The sequence below is a fragment of the Porphyromonas uenonis DSM 23387 = JCM 13868 genome, assembly GCF_000482365.1.
Classification (GTDB): domain Bacteria; phylum Bacteroidota; class Bacteroidia; order Bacteroidales; family Porphyromonadaceae; genus Porphyromonas; species Porphyromonas uenonis.
The window spans coordinates 126,710-146,410 of the sequence record NZ_KI535307.1; the positions used below are offsets into that span (position 1 = coordinate 126,710).

A 19,701-nucleotide genomic window follows, 5' to 3' on the forward strand; every position below is an offset into this window, starting at 1 on the left:
GTCTGTCTCCTTTTTGTTTGCTCTCTGTAAAGGTAAAGACAACGACAGATGCTCTCGGGGCTTGCTCATATCATACTGTATTAGTTGCACATACGAGTTCCAAAAATGATTCCCCTCTTGGAACTTTTTAGTTCCAATTCAGGAACTTTTTAGTTCCAGCGGAGGAACTTTTCGGTTCCAACGGAGGAACCGTTTGTTGAAACAATAGATAAGTAGTTACTGTACGGTGGTGGACTCTTGGTCATTCCATCAAAGAGCAGTAACTTTGGGACGATGAATAAGCTATGGACGCTTTGCTGGCTCCTCCTAGCCCTTGCCGGCTCACTCTCAGGAGGAGAGATATTCCCGCATCACATCTACACGACAGAGGTACAGACTCTACAGTGTCAGGTGTGGCGTGACGGGGAGCCGATCGCTATACCTTACCCGATCGCTCGCTTGGCTAGTAGCGATGAGGAGATCGTGGTGAGCTTTGACCTCACAGACCCTGTCCCGCATCGCATCCACTACCAGCTGGAGCTGTGCGATGCTGACTGGCAGGTCAATGACCGTATGGCGCTTAGCGAATACCTCGACGGCTGGATCGGAGCGCGCTGGCAGACGGACGAAAGCACCCCCTCCGAAGCCACGAGCATCGCTTACCGTCACTACGAGCTACGCCTCGGAGGAGCCTCCGTACTACAGCCGCTCCTCTCGGGCAATTACCGCCTCACCGCTTGGTGCGAAGAGTTGCAAGAGGAGCCTATCTTCGTCACCAGCTTTGCGCTTTATGAGCCTCTCGCCGAGGTCGCTCAGCAGGTGGTGCCGACGACCCCTCAGGGCAACTACTCCCGCTTTCAGCAGGTGGAGCTAGAGCTAACCTTTTCCCCCACACTGGCCAGCGACCCGCTCACGGAGCTACTCGTGACTGTCGGCCAAAACGGCTCCTCCACCCGCTACCAGCAACTCACTAGCCCCACTTCCCTCGCTCCTGGACGTCTCACCTTCAGGGGTCATGACGGAGCCACCTTTGCAGCGGGCAATGAGTGGCGCGCTTACGAGATCTTGTCTCCCTATCAGGCGAATATGGGCGTAGAGCACCTGAATAGTCAGGAGACACCCCCCGAGGCTTACCTTTATCTAGACCGCCCAACGAATGGTAGCTACATCACAGTATCCGATGCCAATGGGTATCGCAAAGTGCGCCAGACAGACTACGACTCGTACTACGACGAGACTATGACAGACTACTACCTCGTCACCTGGCGACTAGCTCTGGAGGACCCGCTCAGGTACGGTACCCCGTTCATCGAGGGAGCAGCCTTCGATGCACTGCCTAAGGAGCAGCGCACGCTGCGCTACAACCGTGAGACAGGGCACTTTGAGCTGTCGCTCCTCGTCAAGGGAGGCTACGTCAGCTACCGATATAGCACCTCACCATCGCCCACTCCCCTAGCCAGCAACGCTATCGAGGGCGACTACTATCAGACAGAGAATCAATACACCACACTCGTCTACCTCTCCTCTCCCATGCTACGCTATCAGAGACTGGTAGCCGTAAAGTAACTTCCAGATGTAATACTATGGACAGAAAGACCGCAACCATCTATCGCCTCATGTACCTCCGGCTCAAAAGCATCGAGCGGTACGCCAAGCAGAGCGAAGCTATCCAAACGCGTCAGTTCAAGCGCATCATGCGTGTACTACGTGGCACCGCCTACGAGCAGTCCCTCACGAGCGAGCCTATACGCTCCTACAGCGACTACCAACGCATCGTCCCGATCGTCGAGTACGAGGAGCTGCGCCCCTGGGTAGAGCGTATGCTGCAGGGAGAGCGCAATCAGCTCATCAAGGGTAGCTGTCGCTGGTTCGCCACATCCAGTGGCACCTCAGGAGGACGCAGCAAGTACCTTCCCGTGCCAGGGTTGCATCTGCAGAGTTGCCACTATCAGGGTGCCAAAGATGCGCTCTGGCTTTATCTAGATACACGACCCGACAGTGAATTCTTTGCACACAAGAGCTTAGTCATCGGGGGGAGCCACAAGCCGACCGCTTTTGCCGCAGGCACCCACACGGGCGACCTCTCCGCCATATTGGTGGAAAACATGCCCACCCTAGGACAGATGTACCGCGTCCCCTCGAAGCAGACCCTCCTCATGAGCGAATGGACCGCCAAGATGCAACAGATCGTCCGAGAGGTAGCGACAGCAGATGTGGGCAGTCTCTCGGGCGTGCCGAGCTGGATGCTCGAGACCATCATGGCGATCCTAGCGTATACGGGACGGAAGAACCTCTCAGAGGTGTGGCCTCACCTCGAAGTCTTCTTTCACGGAGGCATCAGCTTCGATCCGTACCGTGAGCGCTACCGTCAGATCATCCCGTCCGAGCGGATGCAGTACCGTGAGACCTACAATGCGAGCGAGGGCTTCTTTGGCGTTCAGGACGACCCCACCTCTAGCTCTATGCTCCTGATGCAGGACTACGGAATTCTCTACGAGTTCATCCCGATGTCTCAGTTTGACGCACCCGACCGTCAGGCTATACCGCTAGCCGACGTACAGAAAGGGGTCAACTATGCGCTCGTCATCTCCACCCTCGGAGGGCTTTACCGCTACATCATCGGCGACACGGTCATGTTCACCGAATTGCACCCCTACAAGTTCATCATCACGGGACGTACGCAGAGCTTTATCAATGCCTTCGGCGAGGAGCTGATGGTCCACAACACGACCACAGCCGTCTCGCGCGTCTCCCAAGAGATGGGCGTCACGGTGCTAGACTACACGGTGGCACCGCGCTTCTGCCTAGACACGGCGAATGGCTATCACGAGTGGATCGTAGAGTTTGAGACACCGCCAGCCGATCCGGAGCACTTCATCGAGCGCATCGACCAAGAGCTCCGCACGCTCAATAGCGACTATGAGGCAAAGCGCTATGCCAATATGGCACTCCTAATGCCCCGTCTGGTGGTTGCTCGGCGAGGGCTCTTCAACGACTGGCTCGAGGAGCAGGGCAAGCTCGGCGGGCAGCACAAGATACCCCGCCTACGGAGCAACGCCGAGCTCAACGACCGTCTCATCGAGCTCAACAAATAGCCATAACATCAGTCAGATAGAAGGAGTTTCCCCTGCGGGGAGCTCCTTTTTTTCTATGGGGCAGTGCCCCTTCCCCTAGAGGAAAGGGAACTTTCCAACGGTGGAAAAGAAAGTTTCCAAGAGAGGAAAACTAACTTTCCAAGCTTGGAAATTTTATTTTCCAAAGCTGGAACTGTTTTGGAAAGTTGACGTTTCGTATGGGAGCTACCACCCCGCTCCTCCACAAATACGTAGAAAGCGTCAGCCCCGCTCGTGCGAGACTGACGCTTCTTACTGTGCTAGTGGCGTATTCGTTAGATCTTGTTGATGACCTCCCAGGCGAAGGCTCGCAGACCTTGCTTAGGATTGTCTAGATCGATCTGATGAAGTGCCGAGAGGATTCGCTCGGCTCGCTCAGCGTCCGTGATAACCATCATAGCGCCATTGGTCGTCGGCCAAGCGTGGCTCCCGAGATGCGGTTCGCCCGTTGCGGAGCCACGTCCGTAGACTTCGCTCCACTCGGTATAGCCCTTGGCATTGTGCTGCTCGAGGGTACGCAGGACGAACCCATGCAGGGCGATGTTGTAGACGATGAAGAGTGCCGTTTGTCTATTCATAGCTTAGTGGTTGTTTTTGAGACTTTTCTTGCGCCGACGCCGTATCTGACGGCGAGAGACCAGCGCATAGATACAAGGTATCAGGAGGAGTGTGACCAGCGTTGAGATGGTCAGACCGAAGGCTACCGTGACACCCATCGGCTGCCACATCTCGCTACCCTGTCCGATGCCGATAGCCATCGGGACCATACCGAAGACGGTCGTGAGGGTCGTCATCAGCACGGGACGCAGACGCGATGCTCCCGCATGGAGTAGCGCTGTGCGTACGGACATGCCGCGCTCACGATTGAGTATGGTGTAGTCGATCAGGACGATACCATTCTTCACCACGATACCGACGAGCATGATCGCTCCGATGAAGGCAATGATGCTCAGGGGGACTCCAGTCACGAGCAAACCGAGGATAACTCCCGTAAAGGCAAAGGGTACGGAAAACATAATGACAAACGGGGAGGCCAAGCTCTCAAACTCCGCAGCCATAACGATGAAGACTAGGAAGACAATGAGGAGCAGGAGCGTCCCTAAGTCTGCAAAAGCCTCTTGCTGCTGCTCGAAAGCTCCCGTGATCTCGTAGCTCACGCCCTCGGGCATATCCATCCCGTCAAGGATCTTCTGAGCGGTGCGGACGAGGTCTGAGAGGGCTGCCTTAGGTGCTGGCGTGAGGGCAATGGTAACGACTCGAGAGCGGTCTTTCTGGTAAATGGCGGGGGGCGCAAAGTGCTCCACGACCTTGCCCAGGTCGCCTAGTCGTACGCTCGTTCCCTGAGGGGTGCGTACGAGTGTCTGCGCGACATCGTCTAGGCTACGTCTGAACTCAGGAGCTAGTCGCACACGGATCTCATACTCCTGCCCATCCTCTCGATAGAAAGAGGCGGTGGCTCCATAGATACTGTTGCGCAGGTAGCTCGCTACCATACTATTCGTCAAGCCATGCTCAGCGAGTCGCTGCTGATCGAAGATGACTTGGTACTCAGGCATAAACTCATCCCGATTGCTCAGAGCCTGAGCGCAAGCTGACGACTTACTAATCTCCGCCATAAACGCTTTTGAGATCTGATCGGTGACGGCAAAGTCGTGTCCGTAGATATCAACATTGACAGTACTCTGCTGTCCCCCGCCACCTGTCTGAATGGAGACGTTGTACTGCTTGATCCCAGGAGTAGCGCTCAGATCACGACGCATCTCGGCAGCAACCTCCTTAGAGGAACGCTTTCGCTCGGAGGCATCGACCAGCTTGATATTGAAGGAAAGGAGATTATCCGCATTGTCCTGCGCTAGCGTCGAGGCGCCAGACTGGAAAGCGTCCGCCTGACCCGTGGAGAACTGGAGCATCTCTATCTCGGGGTACTTCTTGTGCCACTCCTCGGTGAGGCGATGGCCCTCAGCGAGCGGGCGGTCTATGGTAGTGCCTACAGGGTAGTACGCTTTGACAAATATATAGCCACCATCGCCCTGCGGCATGAACTCCGTCTTAACCAGCGAGCCCAGCGTAAGCGATAGCACGAAGATGCCTAGGGACAAGCCTACCGTGAGCCACTTGTGTCGTAGCACCCAGGCGAGCGTCCTTTGATAAAGGACCGTGAGTCGCTGGATGAAGTCGTTGAAGGGGCGTAGAATCTTCTGGGATACCCTCCCCTCCTTGCGTTGGCGATTGGCTCGGAGCATGTGAGCACAGAGCGTAGGTGTCAGGGCGAGCGCACAGATGGTCGAGACGATCATCACGATACTGACGATCCAGCCGAGCTGACGGAAGAGTAGTCCAGCCATGCCCTGCATCATCACCATCGGGAGGAAGACTGCGAGCATCGTCAGCGTAGAGGCGATGACTGAGAGCGCCACCTCATTGGTCGCATGGACGGCAGCTTGCTTGGGATAGCTTCCCCGCTCGATGTGGTTGGTAATGTTTTCCAGCACCACGATCGCATCGTCCACCACCATACCGATGGCTATGGAGAGCGAGCTGAGCGAGATAATGTTGAGCGAATTGCCCGTCAGCAGTAGGTATATAAAGGCCGAGAGTAGCGAGATCGGAATCGTCAGTACGATGATAAAGGTGGCGCGCCATCGGCCCAGGAAGAGTAGCACGATGAGCATCACGACGCAGAATGTGATGCCGATCGTCGAGCTCAAACTATTGATCGAGCGCACGATGAAGTCGCTCTGATCCATAATCACCTCTATCTTGATGTCCGTGGGGAGGTTCTTAACAATCTGCGGGAGCGCCTTGAGGACACGCTTATTCACCTGAACCGTGTTGGCTCCCGACTGCTTCATTAGCATGAGCATAGCACCCCGCTGGTTGTCCACGTAAGCGAGCGTTTGCTGCTCAGGATCGCCATCTACGATGCTCGCCACGTCTCGCAGATAGATGGTCCGGCCAGCGAAGCTCGTTATGGGGAGCTCCTCCAGTTGCTTCGGATCAACGATCTCACCAATAGCTCGGAGGGAGATTTTGCTTGTCTCTAGGTTCATCGACCCAGCCGATACGTTTCGGTTTGCCACTGCTATGAGGTTGCTCACATCACCGACCGTGATGCCGTAGCTCTCGAGCTTGTGCGGGTCACAGTAGACGTTGATCTGTCGTTGTCTAGCACCCAGTAGGTTGACGCCCCCCACTCCGTCAATGCGTCCTAGAGGGGTTATCAACTGATCATTCAGGATCTTGTAGAGCGACTTCGAGCTAGCGTCCGACTTGATTGAGAGCATGAGAATAGGCAGGTCATCCATGCCAAACTTGATAATGTTTGGCGTGCCAGCCCCGTCGGGGAGCGCCTCCGCGATAGCACTGATCTTGTCGCGGGTATCGTTGATCGCATTCTCTATGTCCAGTCCCTCTCGGAGCTCCAGCGTGACGACAGAGACATTTTCCTTGCTTTGCGAGGTAATGTGCTTGACTCCGTTGATACCGTTGAGGACGTTTTGGATGGGCTTGGTAACGTTGTTCTCCACCTCTTCAGGAGCGGCTCCCGAGTAAGAAGTGACGACCATGACCCGATTGATCTGCATATCGGGCAGGAGGTCTATCGGCAGGCGTGTCAGGGCAAAGAGACCCAAGACAACCACCCCGACGAAGATCATGATCGTGGTGACAGGACGGCGAACGGCTGATTGATAAAGACTCATAAGCTAAAGGCGAGGATCTGTGTGTTGGGGGAACTACTGCTGAGCCTGCGAAATCTGTACAGGCATCTGATCGGACAGGATGCTGGCACCAGTCGTAACTACGACATCGCCTGAGGAGACGCCCTCGCTGATCGCTGTATACTTACCGACGGTACGCTCTACGAGGACCACCTGCCGATGGGCGATGCCGTCCCGTACGATGTAAACGCACTGCTCAGCACTGCCGATCTGCTTGACGATGCTCTCTGTGGGGACCACCGTGTACTCCTTGTCGCCTAGATTGATCGAGACGCGAGCATACTGTCCAGGCACCAGCTTGCGCTCAGGATTGGTCGCCTCAACTTCCATCGTAAAGGTGTGAGTCTGTGGATTGATCGTCGGATACTTCAGAGAAATCTTACCGGCAAAAGTCTCGTCAGGCAGGGACTCCGAAGTAATCGTCACAGGCATCCCTTTGGTCATCTGCCCGTAGTAGCGCTCCGAGGGATTGACCCGTAGGACCACTGGGTTGACCTGCTCCACGACGAGTAGAGGCATCTGGGGAGACATCATATCGCCCGCATCGTAGTTGCGCGCTGTGACCACACCCGAGATAGGGCTACGGAGCTGTGTGTTCTCCTTTATATTATTGTAGCTCGTCTGAGCCAGTGTGAGGGCTCGCCGTGTCGCCTCCCACTCCGACTGCGATATACCGCCTATCTTGTAGAGCTCATCTATACGAGCCAGTGCGCTCTTGCGCTCCTCGAGCTGTAGACGCGCCTGCTCCAGCTGGCTGTGATCCATCTCAGCGAGGAGCTGCCCACGAGAGACCTGCTGCCCCACCTCTACATAGATGCGCTTGATGCGGGAGGCCATCTGCGGTGCTATCTGATTAGTCACCTTAGCCTCGACCGTGCTGGTGTACTCTTGCAGGTCTGGGAGCGTCTGCACCGAGACTGTCGCCACCTCTACATGCTTGATGTCTGTCGAGTCGATCGTGTGCGAAAAGGTCGTCTTGCCATCCTTGCTCGCAGAGCTACAACTGGTAAGAGATAGAAGAACTAAGCTCAGTGCTATGGGAGCAACTGTACGTATAGAGAGAAACATAGGATAGTCTGTTTGTCTTAAAATGGTTTGTATCGCTAGAAGTATCGTGTCATTCGTTTGATCGAGTTGAGACGCTCCTCGTAATCACTGCGTGGATCAGCGGAGAGCGGTGTCTCGGGGGCTATGAGTTGCTCTATCTCTACGCCCGCTATGAGGTAGTCGTAGAGCGCCTGTGTCTGATTAAGACGAGCCTGTAGGAGCGCCAGCTCAGCATCGTTGACCTCTAGGAGCGTACCCATCCCCTTATCGTACATACGCTGTGCGATGGTGTAGCCCCGCTCGGCTGTCGCCTGTATCTGCGTCGCCGTGTTGTACTGCTCCTGAGCCTTGCGCGCCTGGTCTCGCTGATGCTGCATGCCGAGCGTGAGTGACCGCTCAGCATCTTGTCGCTGGAGCTTCAGGAGCAAAGCACGCCCCTTGGCTTGTCGCGTCGTGTAGTAATTCTTAAGCCCTGTGAAGAGTGGAAATTGAAACTGTAGGCTCACAACAGAAAAGGGAACCCAGAGACGACTCTTAGAGAGGTCAAAGTCGTTTGACGAGAAGTTGTAATTGTAGTTCGCACCCAGTGATATCGAAGGCACCCAGCTCAGCTTGGAGAGCTTGATACTCTCGTCCGCTATCTGTTGCTGTAGCTCTAGCGCCCGCAAGGTGGGATTGGTTGTGAGCCAAAGCGAGTCAGTCGTCGGCACCTGCGCTATGAGTTGCTGGCTCTCGGCTTGGTAATCCTGAAGATGTCCTACCAGTCGCAGACCTGTGTGTGGGTCTAGTCCTAGTAGCACCGCCAACTGCATATAGGCTAGGTCAACACCCTGCTCCGCCTGCAGTACCGAGGGCTTGATATTAGCATACTGTACCTCAGCACGCATCTTGTCGTACTCAGCCACGAGCCCCGCTTCGTACCGCTGAGTGACTCGCTCGAGGTTCAGCTCCGCATTGCGTAGACTGCGTTGCAACGTCTCGCAAGACTCCTGTGCGAGAAGCACCGTGTAGAACGCTTTCTTGATCTGCCCGACCAACTCCTGACGAGACTGCGAGGCTTGCTGTAGTGCTAGGTCAACCTGCGTGCGATTGATCTGCAGCGCCTTCCAGAGCGTCGCATTGACGAGTGGCATACCGGCTTGTAGTCCCAGCTGTATATTGTGCGTACGTCCCACCTCGATACCGTCTTCCATGCCTGGCATAGCGCCCATACCGGGCATCCCGTCGAAGTAGATGCGCTGCTTCTTGAGCGTGTAGCCGTAGTTGCCCGAGAGCGATAGTTGCGGGTAGAGAGCGCTCTGCGCCTCACGCTCAGCATACATTTGGTTGACCAGCGCCACATCCTTGCCCAGCACCATCGGGCTCTGCTCCAGCCCGAGAGAGATGCTCTGGTCTAGCGTCAGCACGAGCGTATCTGGTTGCTGCGCCGAGAGCGTCAGCGTAAGCAGGAATAAGCATGGTAGCATCACATAGCGCCACCCAGAGATGAGATGTTTCTGTTGCCTCATATAATAATAAGTGTATAGCGAACCCCCTCTCCACAGCGCTAACGCCCGAGTCGGTTCTTGCAGGAATACCCATTTAGAGGCAAATAGGACTTTGTCGTTTAATACGGCAACGACCTTTTGATGCTCCCGTGACGTTCCCTTAAGCGATTATGAACCCTCACCCAGCGCTTTCAGAGGGCAGTACTAGATTGTACTGCCGTGTGGTTCTATCGTCGTCCGAGGCGATAGCACTGAGGGCAGACCCCCCAGTAAAGCAGTAGTGGCGTGACGTCGCTGAAGCGAGGCGGCGTAACTGTCTGTAGCTCCGTCAGTGCCGCTGCGCTACGATGTAGCAATGCGGAGCCACAGTGCCGGCACAGCAGTAAAGCCTTGCCGTGACACAGTGACTTCCGCACCAATGACCCTGCTAGCCCCATCGGTAGAGGTAGCAGGATACCAATCTTGACAAAGAGGTCTATGCAGCTATAGATTGAAGACTCTCCGATAGCCATCTGTCGCTCCTTGGCGAGTGCTATCAAATCTTCGGACGAGAAGATGCCCATCTGCTCTCCTATCAGATCTAAGATAGCTTCACGCACACGGCTACGGTTCATCCCCTGCACCTTGAGATAGGTTTGCAGCAAGAGCTGCTCCTTAGCCTTGAGGCTATCCGAGAGACGAGGCATAGACCTAGCAGATATTATTAGAGTCCAAACTCCTGCTGTATCCGCTCCACATAGTCTAGCTTCTCCCAGGGGAAGAGCTCGACCTCTATCTCGATAGTGCCTCTGTGGAATGTCTCAAAGCTCTTCTTGACCCGACGCACATCACGTCCGAAGTGACCATAAGCAGCAGTCTCCTCATAGATCGGCTTGCGTAGGTCAAAGCGTCGCTCGATAGCGTACGGTCTCAGGTCAAAGATGCGCAAAACTCGCTGCGCTATCTCGCCATCGCTCATATTGATCTTCTTACCCGAGGTGTGGACGTAGATGCTCACAGGCTCTGCGACACCGATAGCGTAGGAGATCTGTACCAGCATCTCTGAGCAAATGCCCGCAGCCACCATGTTTTTGGCAATGTGACGAGCTGCATAGGCTCCAGAGCGGTCTACCTTAGAGCTATCCTTTCCCGAGAAAGCGCCACCACCATGGGAAGCGCGCCCACCGTAAGTGTCCACGATGATCTTACGCCCTGTGAGTCCTGTGTCTCCGTGAGGACCACCGATGACAAACTTGCCCGTCGGGTTGACCAGTAGACGATACTCCTGCACTGCAAAGAGATCAGCGTACTGCGGATAGTACTTCTCCACACGAGGGAGCAGATAGCGGCGTATATCCTCCGTTATTTGCTCCTGCATCTTCAGGTCGGCCGCATGCTGCGCCTCGTAAGAGTCGTCGGTAGGCTTGATAAACTCATCGTGCTGCGTGCTCAAGACGATCGTGTCAATGCGCACGGGGTGGTTATTCTCATCATACTCTACCGTCACCTGACTCTTGGCATCAGGTCTTAGGTAAGGCATCAACTCAGGCTCCTTCTTGCGTATCTCTGCAAGCTCGAAGAGGAGCGCATTAGAGAGGTCCAGAGATAGAGGCATATAGTTGGCCGTCTCGGTCGTTGCATAGCCAAACATCATACCCTGGTCGCCAGCGCCCTGCTCCTCAGGATTACCACGATCCACGCCACGGTTGATGTCGTTGCTCTGATCATGGATGGCGCTCAGTATGCCACAGCTACGAGCGTCAAAGCCATACTCAGGCTTATTGTACCCGATACGATCGACGACCCGTCTCACCGTCGCATCTAGATCTACATAAGCATTGCTACGCACCTCGCCCGACACGATCACCTGTCCCGTAGTGACAAGCGTCTCACAGGCGACACGCGAGTTAGGATCACCCGCTAGGAGCTGATCCACGATGGCATCTGACACTTGGTCTGCCACCTTATCTGGATGTCCTTCAGACACCGATTCTGATGTAAAGAAGTAGTTCATACTGCTGATATACTATTGAGATAAATAAGTGTTGAGTTGAGACTTCTTGACTAAGCAAGAGCCTCTCGCCACAACAAGAGAGCACCCCACCAGTCTGACGGATCAGCTCGTGGGGTGCTTTCGATGTCTCTATGCTTGCTTAGAAAGATCCTCCGGCGGTCTCTTCTAGAGAGGTGGGGAGGTAAGTTTTTAGCATTTTTCTAAGTGGTTGCAAGCTTATCAAATCCATCCACTACGATCCAAGACCTCTTCGGAGCCTCTTGTCATCACGTGGGGGCAAAGGTAAGACAAACTTTTTAATCTCGCAAATCAGAGCTGATGCTTTATTTTGATTTTCCGAAGTGTCTGTCTTGGCTAATGGGACATATAAGCGAAAAGCCCCGCTGAAAACGAAAAGTTCCTCCCTTGGAACTGAAAAGTTCCTACGCTGGAACTAAAAAGTTCCAAACGGGGAACTGTTTTTGGAACTCGTATCTATTAATAAGCCAGTACGATACAAACGGAAGAAGGCTCAGCCATCCAGGGAGGACGACTGAGCCTTCTATTTCTTGATGAAGCGGACCTACGCTGTGCGCGCTACTTGCTGATGGTGTCGCGGATGATCTGTGCGACCTGCGAGACGCAGAGCTTGAGGTCGTCGTTGACGACGGTATGGTCAAACTGCTCGGCAAAGTTGATCTCATACGAAGCACGACGCATACGCTCCTCGACCATCTCGGGGCTCTCGGTGCCTCGTGACTCTAGCCGGTGACGCAGCTCCGCAAAGGTCGGAGGCATGAGGAAGATGCTGACCACCTTGTCTCTGTAAGCCTCTTGTATGCGCATCGCACCGACAGCATCGACGTCAAAGAGGATGTTGCGTCCCATACTAGCTAGCCGATCAACCTCGCTGCGGAGCGTGCCGTAGTATTTTCCGGGATAGACCTCCACATACTCGACGAGACGATCCTCGGCGATCAACTTCTTGAACTGCTCGGGCGTGTAGAAGTAGTACTCCACACCATGCTGTTCATTGCCACGTGGCGGACGGCTCGTAGCGGATATGCTGAAGGAGAGTCGCAGGCTCTCGTCTTGCATGAGCTGCTGGATGACAGTGCTCTTGCCAGAGCCTGAGGGGGCAGAGATAAGGATGAGATGTGACATAGCTTTTGGCGCTTAGGTTTTATAGTACGTTGAGGACTTGCTCCTTGATCTGCTCTAGCTCGTCTTTCATCTGGACGACAAGCTGCTGCATGGCGGCGTTGTTGCTCTTAGACCCGAGCGTATTGATCTCCCGCCCCATCTCCTGAGCGATGAAGCCAAGCTTCTTGCCTCTAGAGGGATCAGGATCGCCAGTCTGGGCCAGCACCTCACGGAAGTAGTGGATATGGTTGGCGAGTCGGTTCTTCTCCTCGCTGATGTCTAGCTTCTCGATGTAGTAGATGAGCTCCTGCTCTAGCCTAGCCTCGTCGTACTGTATGGAGGTGAGCTGGGCTAGTCGCTCCTCGAGCTTGCTCCGAAGGTCTGTGATGCGGCTCTGCTCGTAAGGGTCAACCTCTGCGAGCAAAGCGGCGATGCGATCAAGCTTCTCCACAAAGATGCGCTCGAGCGATGCGCCCTCTTGCTCTCTAAAAGCGTTGAACTGGTCAATCGCCTCCCCGATGGCTTGGCTCAGGAGCTGCATATCTTCGTCCGTGAGAGGAGTCTCTCCCTGCTCTACGATGACGCCTGGGTAGCTAAGCAAGAGACGTGTCAGATCTTCCGGTTGTGGCATGCCTTCGGCCTCTATAGCGCTATGAATCTGATCGTAGTAAGCACGGAGGAGGGGTGCATTGATCTGCACCTGAGGAGAGGTGCCTAGCGAATTGTCGGCCGTGCGAATGGTCACATCGACCTTACCTCTGAAGAGTGTGGGGATCAAGATGCCACGAAGCTCTATCTCTCGGTCTCGTAGGATGGAGGGGAGTCGGAGCGAGAGGTCGAGCTGCTTGCTATTGACGGAGCGGATCGAGACCTCGTAGGTGACACCCTCTAGGAGTAGCTGACTGCTACCATATCCTGTCATGGAGTAAATCATAGTCTTACGCTGTGTGGGGGAGCAAAGGAAAGGTAGCGTCGTACACTACCCTACTGCGTCCCTATTGACTTTTGGGAAATAGCAAAAAGGGGCAACGCTTTTTGCCAAAGCCTGCCCCTATACGATGATGCCTAGGCGTTGCGCCCGTGACAATTCTTATACTTCTTACCGCTACCGCAAGGGCATGGGTCGTTGCGACCTATCTTTTGCTCCTTGACGATAGGCTGAGCCTTAGGCTGTGAAGCCTGTGTGGCGGCTTGTCCAGCTTGACGCTGCGCCTCCTGCTGGCTGGCGATCTCGTCCTTGGTCTCACGATACTGGCTACGGTCTGTGCGTCGCTCGGTCTGAGCCTCACGGACGGAGAGACTAGAGCCATTCTCATCGTTTTCGGGGACTGGGATACGACCACGCGTGAGGATCGTAGCGGTCTTGCGATTGAGCCCGTCAAGCATGTCGCTAAAGAGGTCGTAAGACTCTAGCTTGTAGATGAGGAGTGGATCCTTGTTCTCGTAGCTAGCGTTTTGCACGGAGTTGCGCAGTTCGTCCATCTCACGGAGGTGCTCCTTCCAGGCGTCATCCAGGGTGTAGAGCATGATCGTCTTGTGAAACTCCTTGACGATGCTCTTGCCCTCAGTGCGGTCTGCCTCGGCGAGGTCGCAAGGGATGTTGTACACCTTATTACCATCCGTGATCGGGATGATGATGCGCTTGAACTTGTCGCCCTGCGTCTCGTAGAGGTTGTGCAGGATCGGGTAAGCGACCGTGGCGATCTTCTCACCCTTGTGATTGAGTGCCTGATAGACTGTCTCAAAGGTCTTATCAACCACCTCATTCGTATGAGCCGACTTAAAGGACTCTGGTGTGAACTCAGTCTCTACGGCTAGTATCGAGAGGAGTTCATTGCGGAAGCCCTCGTAGTCGTCTGCCTCCTTATTCTTATTGACAATCGCCTCGGTCACGTCGTAGAGCATGTTGAGCACGTCCATACCGATGCGCTCGCCCATCAAGGCGTGGCGACGCTTCTCGTAGATACCCTTACGCTGTGAGTTCATCACATCATCGTACTCTAGGAGGCGCTTACGGATACCGAAGTTGTTCTCCTCGACCTTCTTCTGCGCACGCTCCACAGAGTTGCTGAGCATCTTATTTTCAAGAGCTTCACCTTCGCCAAAGCCCATACGATCCATCAGCGAAGCAATACGATCGCTCGCAAAGAGTCGCATCAAGTGATCCTCTAGCGAGATGAAGAAGACAGAGCTACCGGGGTCTCCCTGACGACCAGCACGACCACGCAACTGTCTATCCACACGGCGAGACTCATGTCGCTCCGTACCGATGATGGCGAGTCCACCAGCCTCTCGCACCTCCGGCGAAAGCTTGATATCGGTACCACGACCAGCCATGTTGGTTGCGATGGTTACAGTGCCAGCTTGACCAGCCTGAGCGACGATTTCGGCCTCCTTCTGGTGTAGCTTAGCATTGAGCACCTGGTGGGGAATCTTGCGTAGCGAGAGCATACGACTGAGCAACTCACTGATGTCGACAGAAGTCGTACCCACTAGGACTGGTCGACCAGCAGCTATGAGACGCTCGATCTCCTCGATGACCGCATTGTACTTCTCGCGAGCCGTCTTATAGATACGGTCGTTCTGATCATCACGGATGACGGGGCGATTGGTCGGGATGACCACCACGTCGAGCTTGTAGATGTCCCAAAACTCTCCCGCCTCGGTCTCAGCCGTACCGGTCATACCAGCCAGCTTGTGGTACATACGGAAGTAGTTCTGCAGGGTAATGGTTGCAAAGGTCTGCGTAGCCGCCTCGACCTTGACCCGCTCCTTAGCCTCGATAGCTTGGTGTAGACCGTCCGAGTAGCGACGGCCATCCATGAGACGACCCGTCTGCTCATCGACGATCATCACCTTATTGTCTATCACCACATACTGATCATCACGCTCGAAGAGGGCGTAAGCCTTAAAGAGCTGATTGACCGTGTGGACACGCTCGCTCTTGATCGCATAGTTGGTGATTAGCTCGTCCTTCTTAGCAGCATACTCAGAGGGAGTGAGACCCTCGCCCTCTAGCTCTGCCAACTGAGAGGCAATGTCTGGGAGGACGAAGAATGAGGCATCCTCTGCGCCCTTCGAAAGCATCTCGATACCCTTATCGGTGAGGGTGATGCTATTCATCTTCTCATCAATGACGAAGTAAAGCGGATCGGTGACAATGTGCATCTGGCGCATATTCTCCGCCATATAGATCTCCTCAGTCTTGAGCATTGAAGCTTTGATGCCTGGCTCGCTGAGGAACTTGATGAGAGGCTTGTACTTAGGTAGTCCCTTGAAGACACGGAAGAGGAGGAGGAAGCCTTCGTCTACCTCTTTCTTGTCCTCGCTCGCGATCTTCTTCTTTGCCTCTACGAGCAACTTAGAGACTAAGTCTTTCTGAACGTTGACCACCTTCTCGACATTGGGCAGGTACTCCTCAAAGAGCTGATCCTCTCCCTGAGGCGTAGGACCAGAAATGATCAGAGGCGTACGGGCATCATCGATAAGGACCGAGTCCACCTCATCCACAATGGCGTAGTTGTGCGGACGCTGGACGAGGTCTGAGGGCGCTGTCGCCATGTTGTCTCTCAGGTAGTCGAAGCCGAACTCGTTGTTCGTACCGAAGGTGATGTCCGCATTGTAAGCCTTGCGGCGACCCTCGCTATTAGGCTTGTGCTTGTCGATACAATCGACGCTCAGCCCGTGGAACATATAGATCGGTCCCATCCACTCGGAGTCACGCTTAGCCAGATAGTCATTGACCGTGACCACATGGACACCATTCCCTGGTAGCGCATTGAGGAATACTGGCAAGGTAGCGACGAGCGTCTTACCTTCACCTGTCGCCATCTCGGCTATCTTACCTTTATGCAGTACGACACCACCGATGAGCTGTACTTTGTAGTGTACCATATCCCAGGTGATCTCGTTACCTCCTGCTACCCAGTGGTTGTGGTAGATCGCCTTGTCGCCATCGATCTCCACGAAGTCGTGGTCTATCGATAGATCTCTATCCATCTGCGTGGCGGTGACGACAATCCGCTCATTATTGGCAAAGCGTCGTGCAGTCTCCCTGACAATAGCAAAGGCTGTGGGAAGGATTTCGTCGAGCTTGACCTCGATCTTCTCCAGGACTTCCTTCTCTATCTTATCAATCTTAGACCAAGCCTCCTCACGAGCGTCTATGTCGAGATCCTCGATGCCCTCTTTGAGCTTAGCAATCTCTGCACGCTCCGAGGCAACGTACTCGTTGATCTCGTTGCGCAGCTGTTGTGTCCGATCTCTCAGAGCATCATCGCTGAGAGCTTGTATGGAGGGTTCGACCTCCTCGATCTTATTAATGTAAGGTGTTATCTCCTTGAGGTCTCGCTGAGACTTACTACCAAAGAGCTTTGTGATGATATTACTGAGAGCCATAAAGTGGTTTATTATTTCTGATTGAATAGGGTAAAGAGTGGCGTGCCGTCAGCGCTCATCGGCTGAGGGACACAGAGTAGGTATGCGAGCGAAGGTGTGATCGCGTCATAAGATATAGGCTCCGTAAGCCTTTGCGAAGCTACTCCAGGAGCCATCAGGATAAAGGGCGCTGAAACACGTCGCTGCCTCTGCTGCTCCGTGCCTTGCTTCTCTCCAGCCACTGCCGCAAAGGGTGATAGAGCGAGTAGCACATCGCCCGCATAGCTACGATAGCTGTGCGAGTACAGAGGCTTAGCCCAGGCAGGCTGTGACAGCCCCCTCTGTAGTTGATATGCGGGGATTGCCCCGATGACACCTTCCATCTCGGATACAAAAGTAGCAAGATTATTGCTCATATCCTGCATATCCACCTTCTTATCTGCTATCGCCTTCTTATTTAGATGGAGCGTCTGATGGCTGTAGGCGATGACCCAGTCGTTGCGCCCATAGATGGCCGAGAGGTAAAGATTGGCCAGTGCAATACACTTCGCAGGGTCAAAGGTGACAACCGAACGACGAGAAGGAGTCTTCGGCTGAGCTAAGTTCGCAACAGGAACTCCGATGATGTTAAGCGCGTAATGCTCTGTGCCGTACAACTCTTGTAGCAGAGCCGTGGTCTGCTGCACCTGCTCATTAAGCCGAGCGTAAGCATCCTGCTGCTCTGGCGAATAGTCCGCATAGGCTACTCCACGAGCGCCCACCTCCAGGTCTAAGACCATAACGATGAGCGTAGGCGACGTGCGATGCGCCTTGTGAGCGTAGCGTATGAACTCCTTAGACAAGTCGGTGATCGCATCGTTGGCAAAAGGAGAGGTCAAGAGGTCGCTCATACGCCAAGCGCCCTCGAAGGTATGCGCAAAGCTACCCTCCTTCGCGCCTTTCGCAAGAGGCTTCCAAATGATTGGTGTCGTGCGTCCGCCCAGCATGCGCTGCTCATTGTTTGCCCTAAGAGCCAGAGCAGGCAGACCGCCATAGAAGTTAGTCGTAGCCCACCAACCGCTATGTTTATCGATCCATATAGCGCCTTCAGCATCGTGCCCCGCCACAGCAATGGCGTCGTTGGCACGGCTCGCTATCGCATAGACAATCGCATCGCCTTGAGAAGAGCCCCTGAGTACGTCTGTGAGAAGTTCGCTACGCAAGGCACCTGCGGGAGCAAGTTGCTCTGCGCTGTTGATGCCCCGATAGTCTCTATTGGCAAAGGTAGACTCCGAGCGCTGTGTCACCGCATCATACCGCTCAGCTTGGTACACGCCATGTATCTCCGGCATAGCACCAGCAGAGAGCGAAGCCAGTCTTGCCACCTCGTCTAGCAAGGGATATGGATAGCGAATGTCAGGCGCCACAGTCCCCTGCTTCATCACCCAGTTCAACCCACTGCTTCCCCACCCTGCTCGATAACTATCCAGCAGGTCGGTGCGCAGTCCCTTGACATAGATCTGCACCAGTATGTCAGGTCTTGCACGCTGTGCGGAGAGTGCCAGTGGCAAGGTCAATGCAAGGAGTAGATAGCGAATAGATCTCATCTGCGTGTTTGTCGTTTAGAATAGGTCAGGTAGGCTACCGAAAGGAGTGCCGAGTTGATGGCGAGCAAGATGATGGGCAGCGAACTAGTCTGCACAGCACAAGCGACCAAGATGAGGAAGAGCGCTACTGCCAACGCATTTACTGAGTGAAAGTAGCGTGCGATGCGATGAGCTTTGCCTCCCCTACCCAAGGCAAACCAAGCCAAGAGCAGGAGCGGATGAAAGACCAGCAAGTTGTAGTTAGGATCGGTGCAGGGATGTATTGAGACGAAGGTTAGGAAGCTTAAGATGAAGCCTGCACAAGCGTAGGCCGTCATCCAGAGCAGTGTCCAGTAGCGACTACGACGTAAGTAGCACAGCACGCCCGAGACGACTAATAGAAGCGACATCCATAGGACAGGTTCCTGCCACCAATGAGCCACTGGCTGTGGAGCTGGCGTCGGAGTCTCATAGACGATCCGATTGCTCACGAGAGGCTTCGCACCCGTCGGAGTGACCAGTGTCGCTTGCTGCAAGAGACGATCCATCTCCATCGGTAGGAAGAGTCGATCCTCGACCGTCATAGTCGTGTCTGCAGGCGCTCCCAAGGCTAGCTGCGTACCGAGACGATACCACGGGTGGTAGTCTGCATAGGCATCGATGAGACTGCGTAGCGACTCCTCTTTTGCCACTTGAGGCAACTCTATGCGCCACCCCTTAGGGAGCGTTTGCTTGACAATGGAGTATGGTCGTGTAGCACAGTTGTCAAAGGCGAAGTTGTAGAGGTAGTACTTATTCTCCTCCTTAATGTTCCACGCTAGGTAAGAGCATATCGCCTCTTCCTGCTCGGGAGAGAGCGCCAGCTCCAGCTCATAGACATTCTGCCCATAAGTATGGTAGCGGTAGATGAAGTAGTTCCACGGCTCCTGCTGAACGAAGTAACCGTCCGTCTCACCTTTGATAAACTTAGTGTAGAAGCCTGGCTGGTCAAAGTCAAAGACCCCGTAGTTGTACACATAGTCGTCCTCTAGGTCCTCTAAGCTACGCACCCGCATTGCTGCGTGTCCATAGATCGTGTAGGCATCTGCCTGCGAGGGCGTACAGAGTAGTATACTGATGATACGATGATGCCCCTCGGCAGTCGCAGCAATCAGCGAGTCAGTACTGAGAGGCTCCTGCGCTGAGGCTGTGCTGCTCAGAGCTATACAGAGCGATGCTATAAGTAGTGTGAGTCTAGCCCACACAGCGTTCATTCGTACCATACGATTAGCGGTCTTTGTCTCCCATATATTAAGGTAC

At 54.4% G+C, this 19,701-nt stretch carries 13 protein-coding genes; 2 read left to right on the forward strand and 11 right to left on the reverse strand.

Annotated features, from left to right (window positions below; all coding sequences use genetic code 11):
• The first annotated feature begins 273 nt into the window (after window positions 1–273).
• The gene (locus L215_RS0105770) at window positions 274–1,545 is read left to right on the forward strand and encodes a type IX secretion system plug protein (protein ID WP_025882591.1); all 1,272 of its coding nucleotides are present in this window, start codon (window positions 274–276) and stop codon (window positions 1,543–1,545) included.
• A 17-nt stretch (window positions 1,546–1,562) separates the two neighbouring features.
• The gene (locus L215_RS0105775) at window positions 1,563–3,074 is read left to right on the forward strand and encodes a GH3 auxin-responsive promoter family protein (protein ID WP_025882590.1); all 1,512 of its coding nucleotides are present in this window, start codon (window positions 1,563–1,565) and stop codon (window positions 3,072–3,074) included.
• A 293-nt stretch (window positions 3,075–3,367) separates the two neighbouring features.
• Here the strand turns inward: L215_RS0105775 and L215_RS0105780 are convergent, their stop codons facing one another.
• From L215_RS0105780 to L215_RS0105830, 11 genes are all read right to left on the reverse strand, one after another.
• Window positions 3,368–3,670, reverse strand: a complete 303-nt coding sequence (locus L215_RS0105780) for a PG0541 family transporter-associated protein (RefSeq protein ID WP_025882589.1) — start codon at window positions 3,668–3,670, stop codon at window positions 3,368–3,370.
• Between the two features lie 3 nt (window positions 3,671–3,673).
• A complete protein-coding gene (locus L215_RS0105785; RefSeq protein ID WP_027451487.1) occupies window positions 3,674–6,793 on the reverse strand; it encodes an efflux RND transporter permease subunit in 3,120 nt (1,039 codons plus the stop codon).
• Window positions 6,794–6,826: 33 nt separating this feature from the next.
• Window positions 6,827–7,879 carry an efflux RND transporter periplasmic adaptor subunit gene (locus L215_RS0105790; protein ID WP_027451488.1) on the reverse strand — a complete coding sequence of 351 codons (1,053 nt, stop codon included), beginning with the start codon at window positions 7,877–7,879 and terminating at the stop codon, window positions 6,827–6,829.
• Window positions 7,880–7,914: 35 nt separating this feature from the next.
• Entirely contained in the window at window positions 7,915–9,366 is a 1,452-nt protein-coding gene (locus L215_RS0105795) for a TolC family protein (RefSeq protein WP_027451489.1), read from the reverse strand.
• Between the two features lie 206 nt (window positions 9,367–9,572).
• Complete coding sequence (locus tag L215_RS0105800) at window positions 9,573–10,031, reverse strand: transcriptional repressor (protein WP_025882588.1); 459 nt, start codon at window positions 10,029–10,031, stop codon at window positions 9,573–9,575.
• Between the two features lie 17 nt (window positions 10,032–10,048).
• On the reverse strand, window positions 10,049–11,338 hold the full coding sequence (gene metK / locus L215_RS0105805; protein WP_027451490.1) for a methionine adenosyltransferase: 1,290 nt from the start codon (window positions 11,336–11,338) through the stop codon (window positions 10,049–10,051).
• Window positions 11,339–11,914: 576 nt separating this feature from the next.
• Window positions 11,915–12,481 (reverse strand): guanylate kinase, encoded by a 567-nt coding sequence (gene gmk / locus L215_RS0105810; protein ID WP_025882586.1) that lies wholly within the window; start codon window positions 12,479–12,481, stop codon window positions 11,915–11,917.
• 19 nt (window positions 12,482–12,500) lie between these two features.
• Window positions 12,501–13,394, reverse strand: coding sequence for a YicC/YloC family endoribonuclease (locus L215_RS0105815; protein WP_025882585.1), 894 nt, complete (start codon window positions 13,392–13,394; stop codon window positions 12,501–12,503).
• Window positions 13,395–13,525: 131 nt separating this feature from the next.
• Window positions 13,526–16,858 (reverse strand): preprotein translocase subunit SecA, encoded by a 3,333-nt coding sequence (gene secA, locus L215_RS0105820; RefSeq protein ID WP_025882584.1) that lies wholly within the window; start codon window positions 16,856–16,858, stop codon window positions 13,526–13,528.
• 11 nt (window positions 16,859–16,869) lie between these two features.
• Window positions 16,870–18,423: an alkaline phosphatase family protein gene (locus L215_RS0105825; RefSeq protein WP_025882583.1), complete on the reverse strand. Its 1,554-nt coding sequence runs from the start codon at window positions 18,421–18,423 to the stop codon at window positions 16,870–16,872.
• Complete coding sequence (locus tag L215_RS0105830) at window positions 18,420–19,664, reverse strand: lipoprotein N-acyltransferase Lnb domain-containing protein (protein WP_027451491.1); 1,245 nt, start codon at window positions 19,662–19,664, stop codon at window positions 18,420–18,422. The genes L215_RS0105825 and L215_RS0105830 overlap by 4 nt, the downstream gene beginning before the upstream one ends.
• Window positions 19,665–19,701 lie beyond the last annotated feature (37 nt).

Coding starts and splice junctions, on each gene's coding strand:
- L215_RS0105770 (WP_025882591.1), top strand. CDS start 274: ATGAATAAGCTATGGACGCTTTGCTGGCTCCTCCTAGCCCTTGCCGGC.
- L215_RS0105775 (WP_025882590.1), top strand. CDS start 1,563: ATGGACAGAAAGACCGCAACCATCTATCGCCTCATGTACCTCCGGCTC.
- L215_RS0105780 (WP_025882589.1), bottom strand. CDS start 3,670: ATGAATAGACAAACGGCACTCTTCATCGTCTACAACATCGCCCTGCAT.
- L215_RS0105785 (WP_027451487.1), bottom strand. CDS start 6,793: ATGAGTCTTTATCAATCAGCCGTTCGCCGTCCTGTCACCACGATCATG.
- L215_RS0105790 (WP_027451488.1), bottom strand. CDS start 7,879: ATGTTTCTCTCTATACGTACAGTTGCTCCCATAGCACTGAGCTTAGTT.
- L215_RS0105795 (WP_027451489.1), bottom strand. CDS start 9,366: ATGAGGCAACAGAAACATCTCATCTCTGGGTGGCGCTATGTGATGCTA.
- L215_RS0105800 (WP_025882588.1), bottom strand. CDS start 10,031: ATGCCTCGTCTCTCGGATAGCCTCAAGGCTAAGGAGCAGCTCTTGCTG.
- metK (WP_027451490.1), bottom strand. CDS start 11,338: ATGAACTACTTCTTTACATCAGAATCGGTGTCTGAAGGACATCCAGAT.
- gmk (WP_025882586.1), bottom strand. CDS start 12,481: ATGTCACATCTCATCCTTATCTCTGCCCCCTCAGGCTCTGGCAAGAGC.
- L215_RS0105815 (WP_025882585.1), bottom strand. CDS start 13,394: ATGATTTACTCCATGACAGGATATGGTAGCAGTCAGCTACTCCTAGAG.
- secA (WP_025882584.1), bottom strand. CDS start 16,858: ATGGCTCTCAGTAATATCATCACAAAGCTCTTTGGTAGTAAGTCTCAG.
- L215_RS0105825 (WP_025882583.1), bottom strand. CDS start 18,423: ATGAGATCTATTCGCTATCTACTCCTTGCATTGACCTTGCCACTGGCA.
- L215_RS0105830 (WP_027451491.1), bottom strand. CDS start 19,664: ATGGTACGAATGAACGCTGTGTGGGCTAGACTCACACTACTTATAGCA.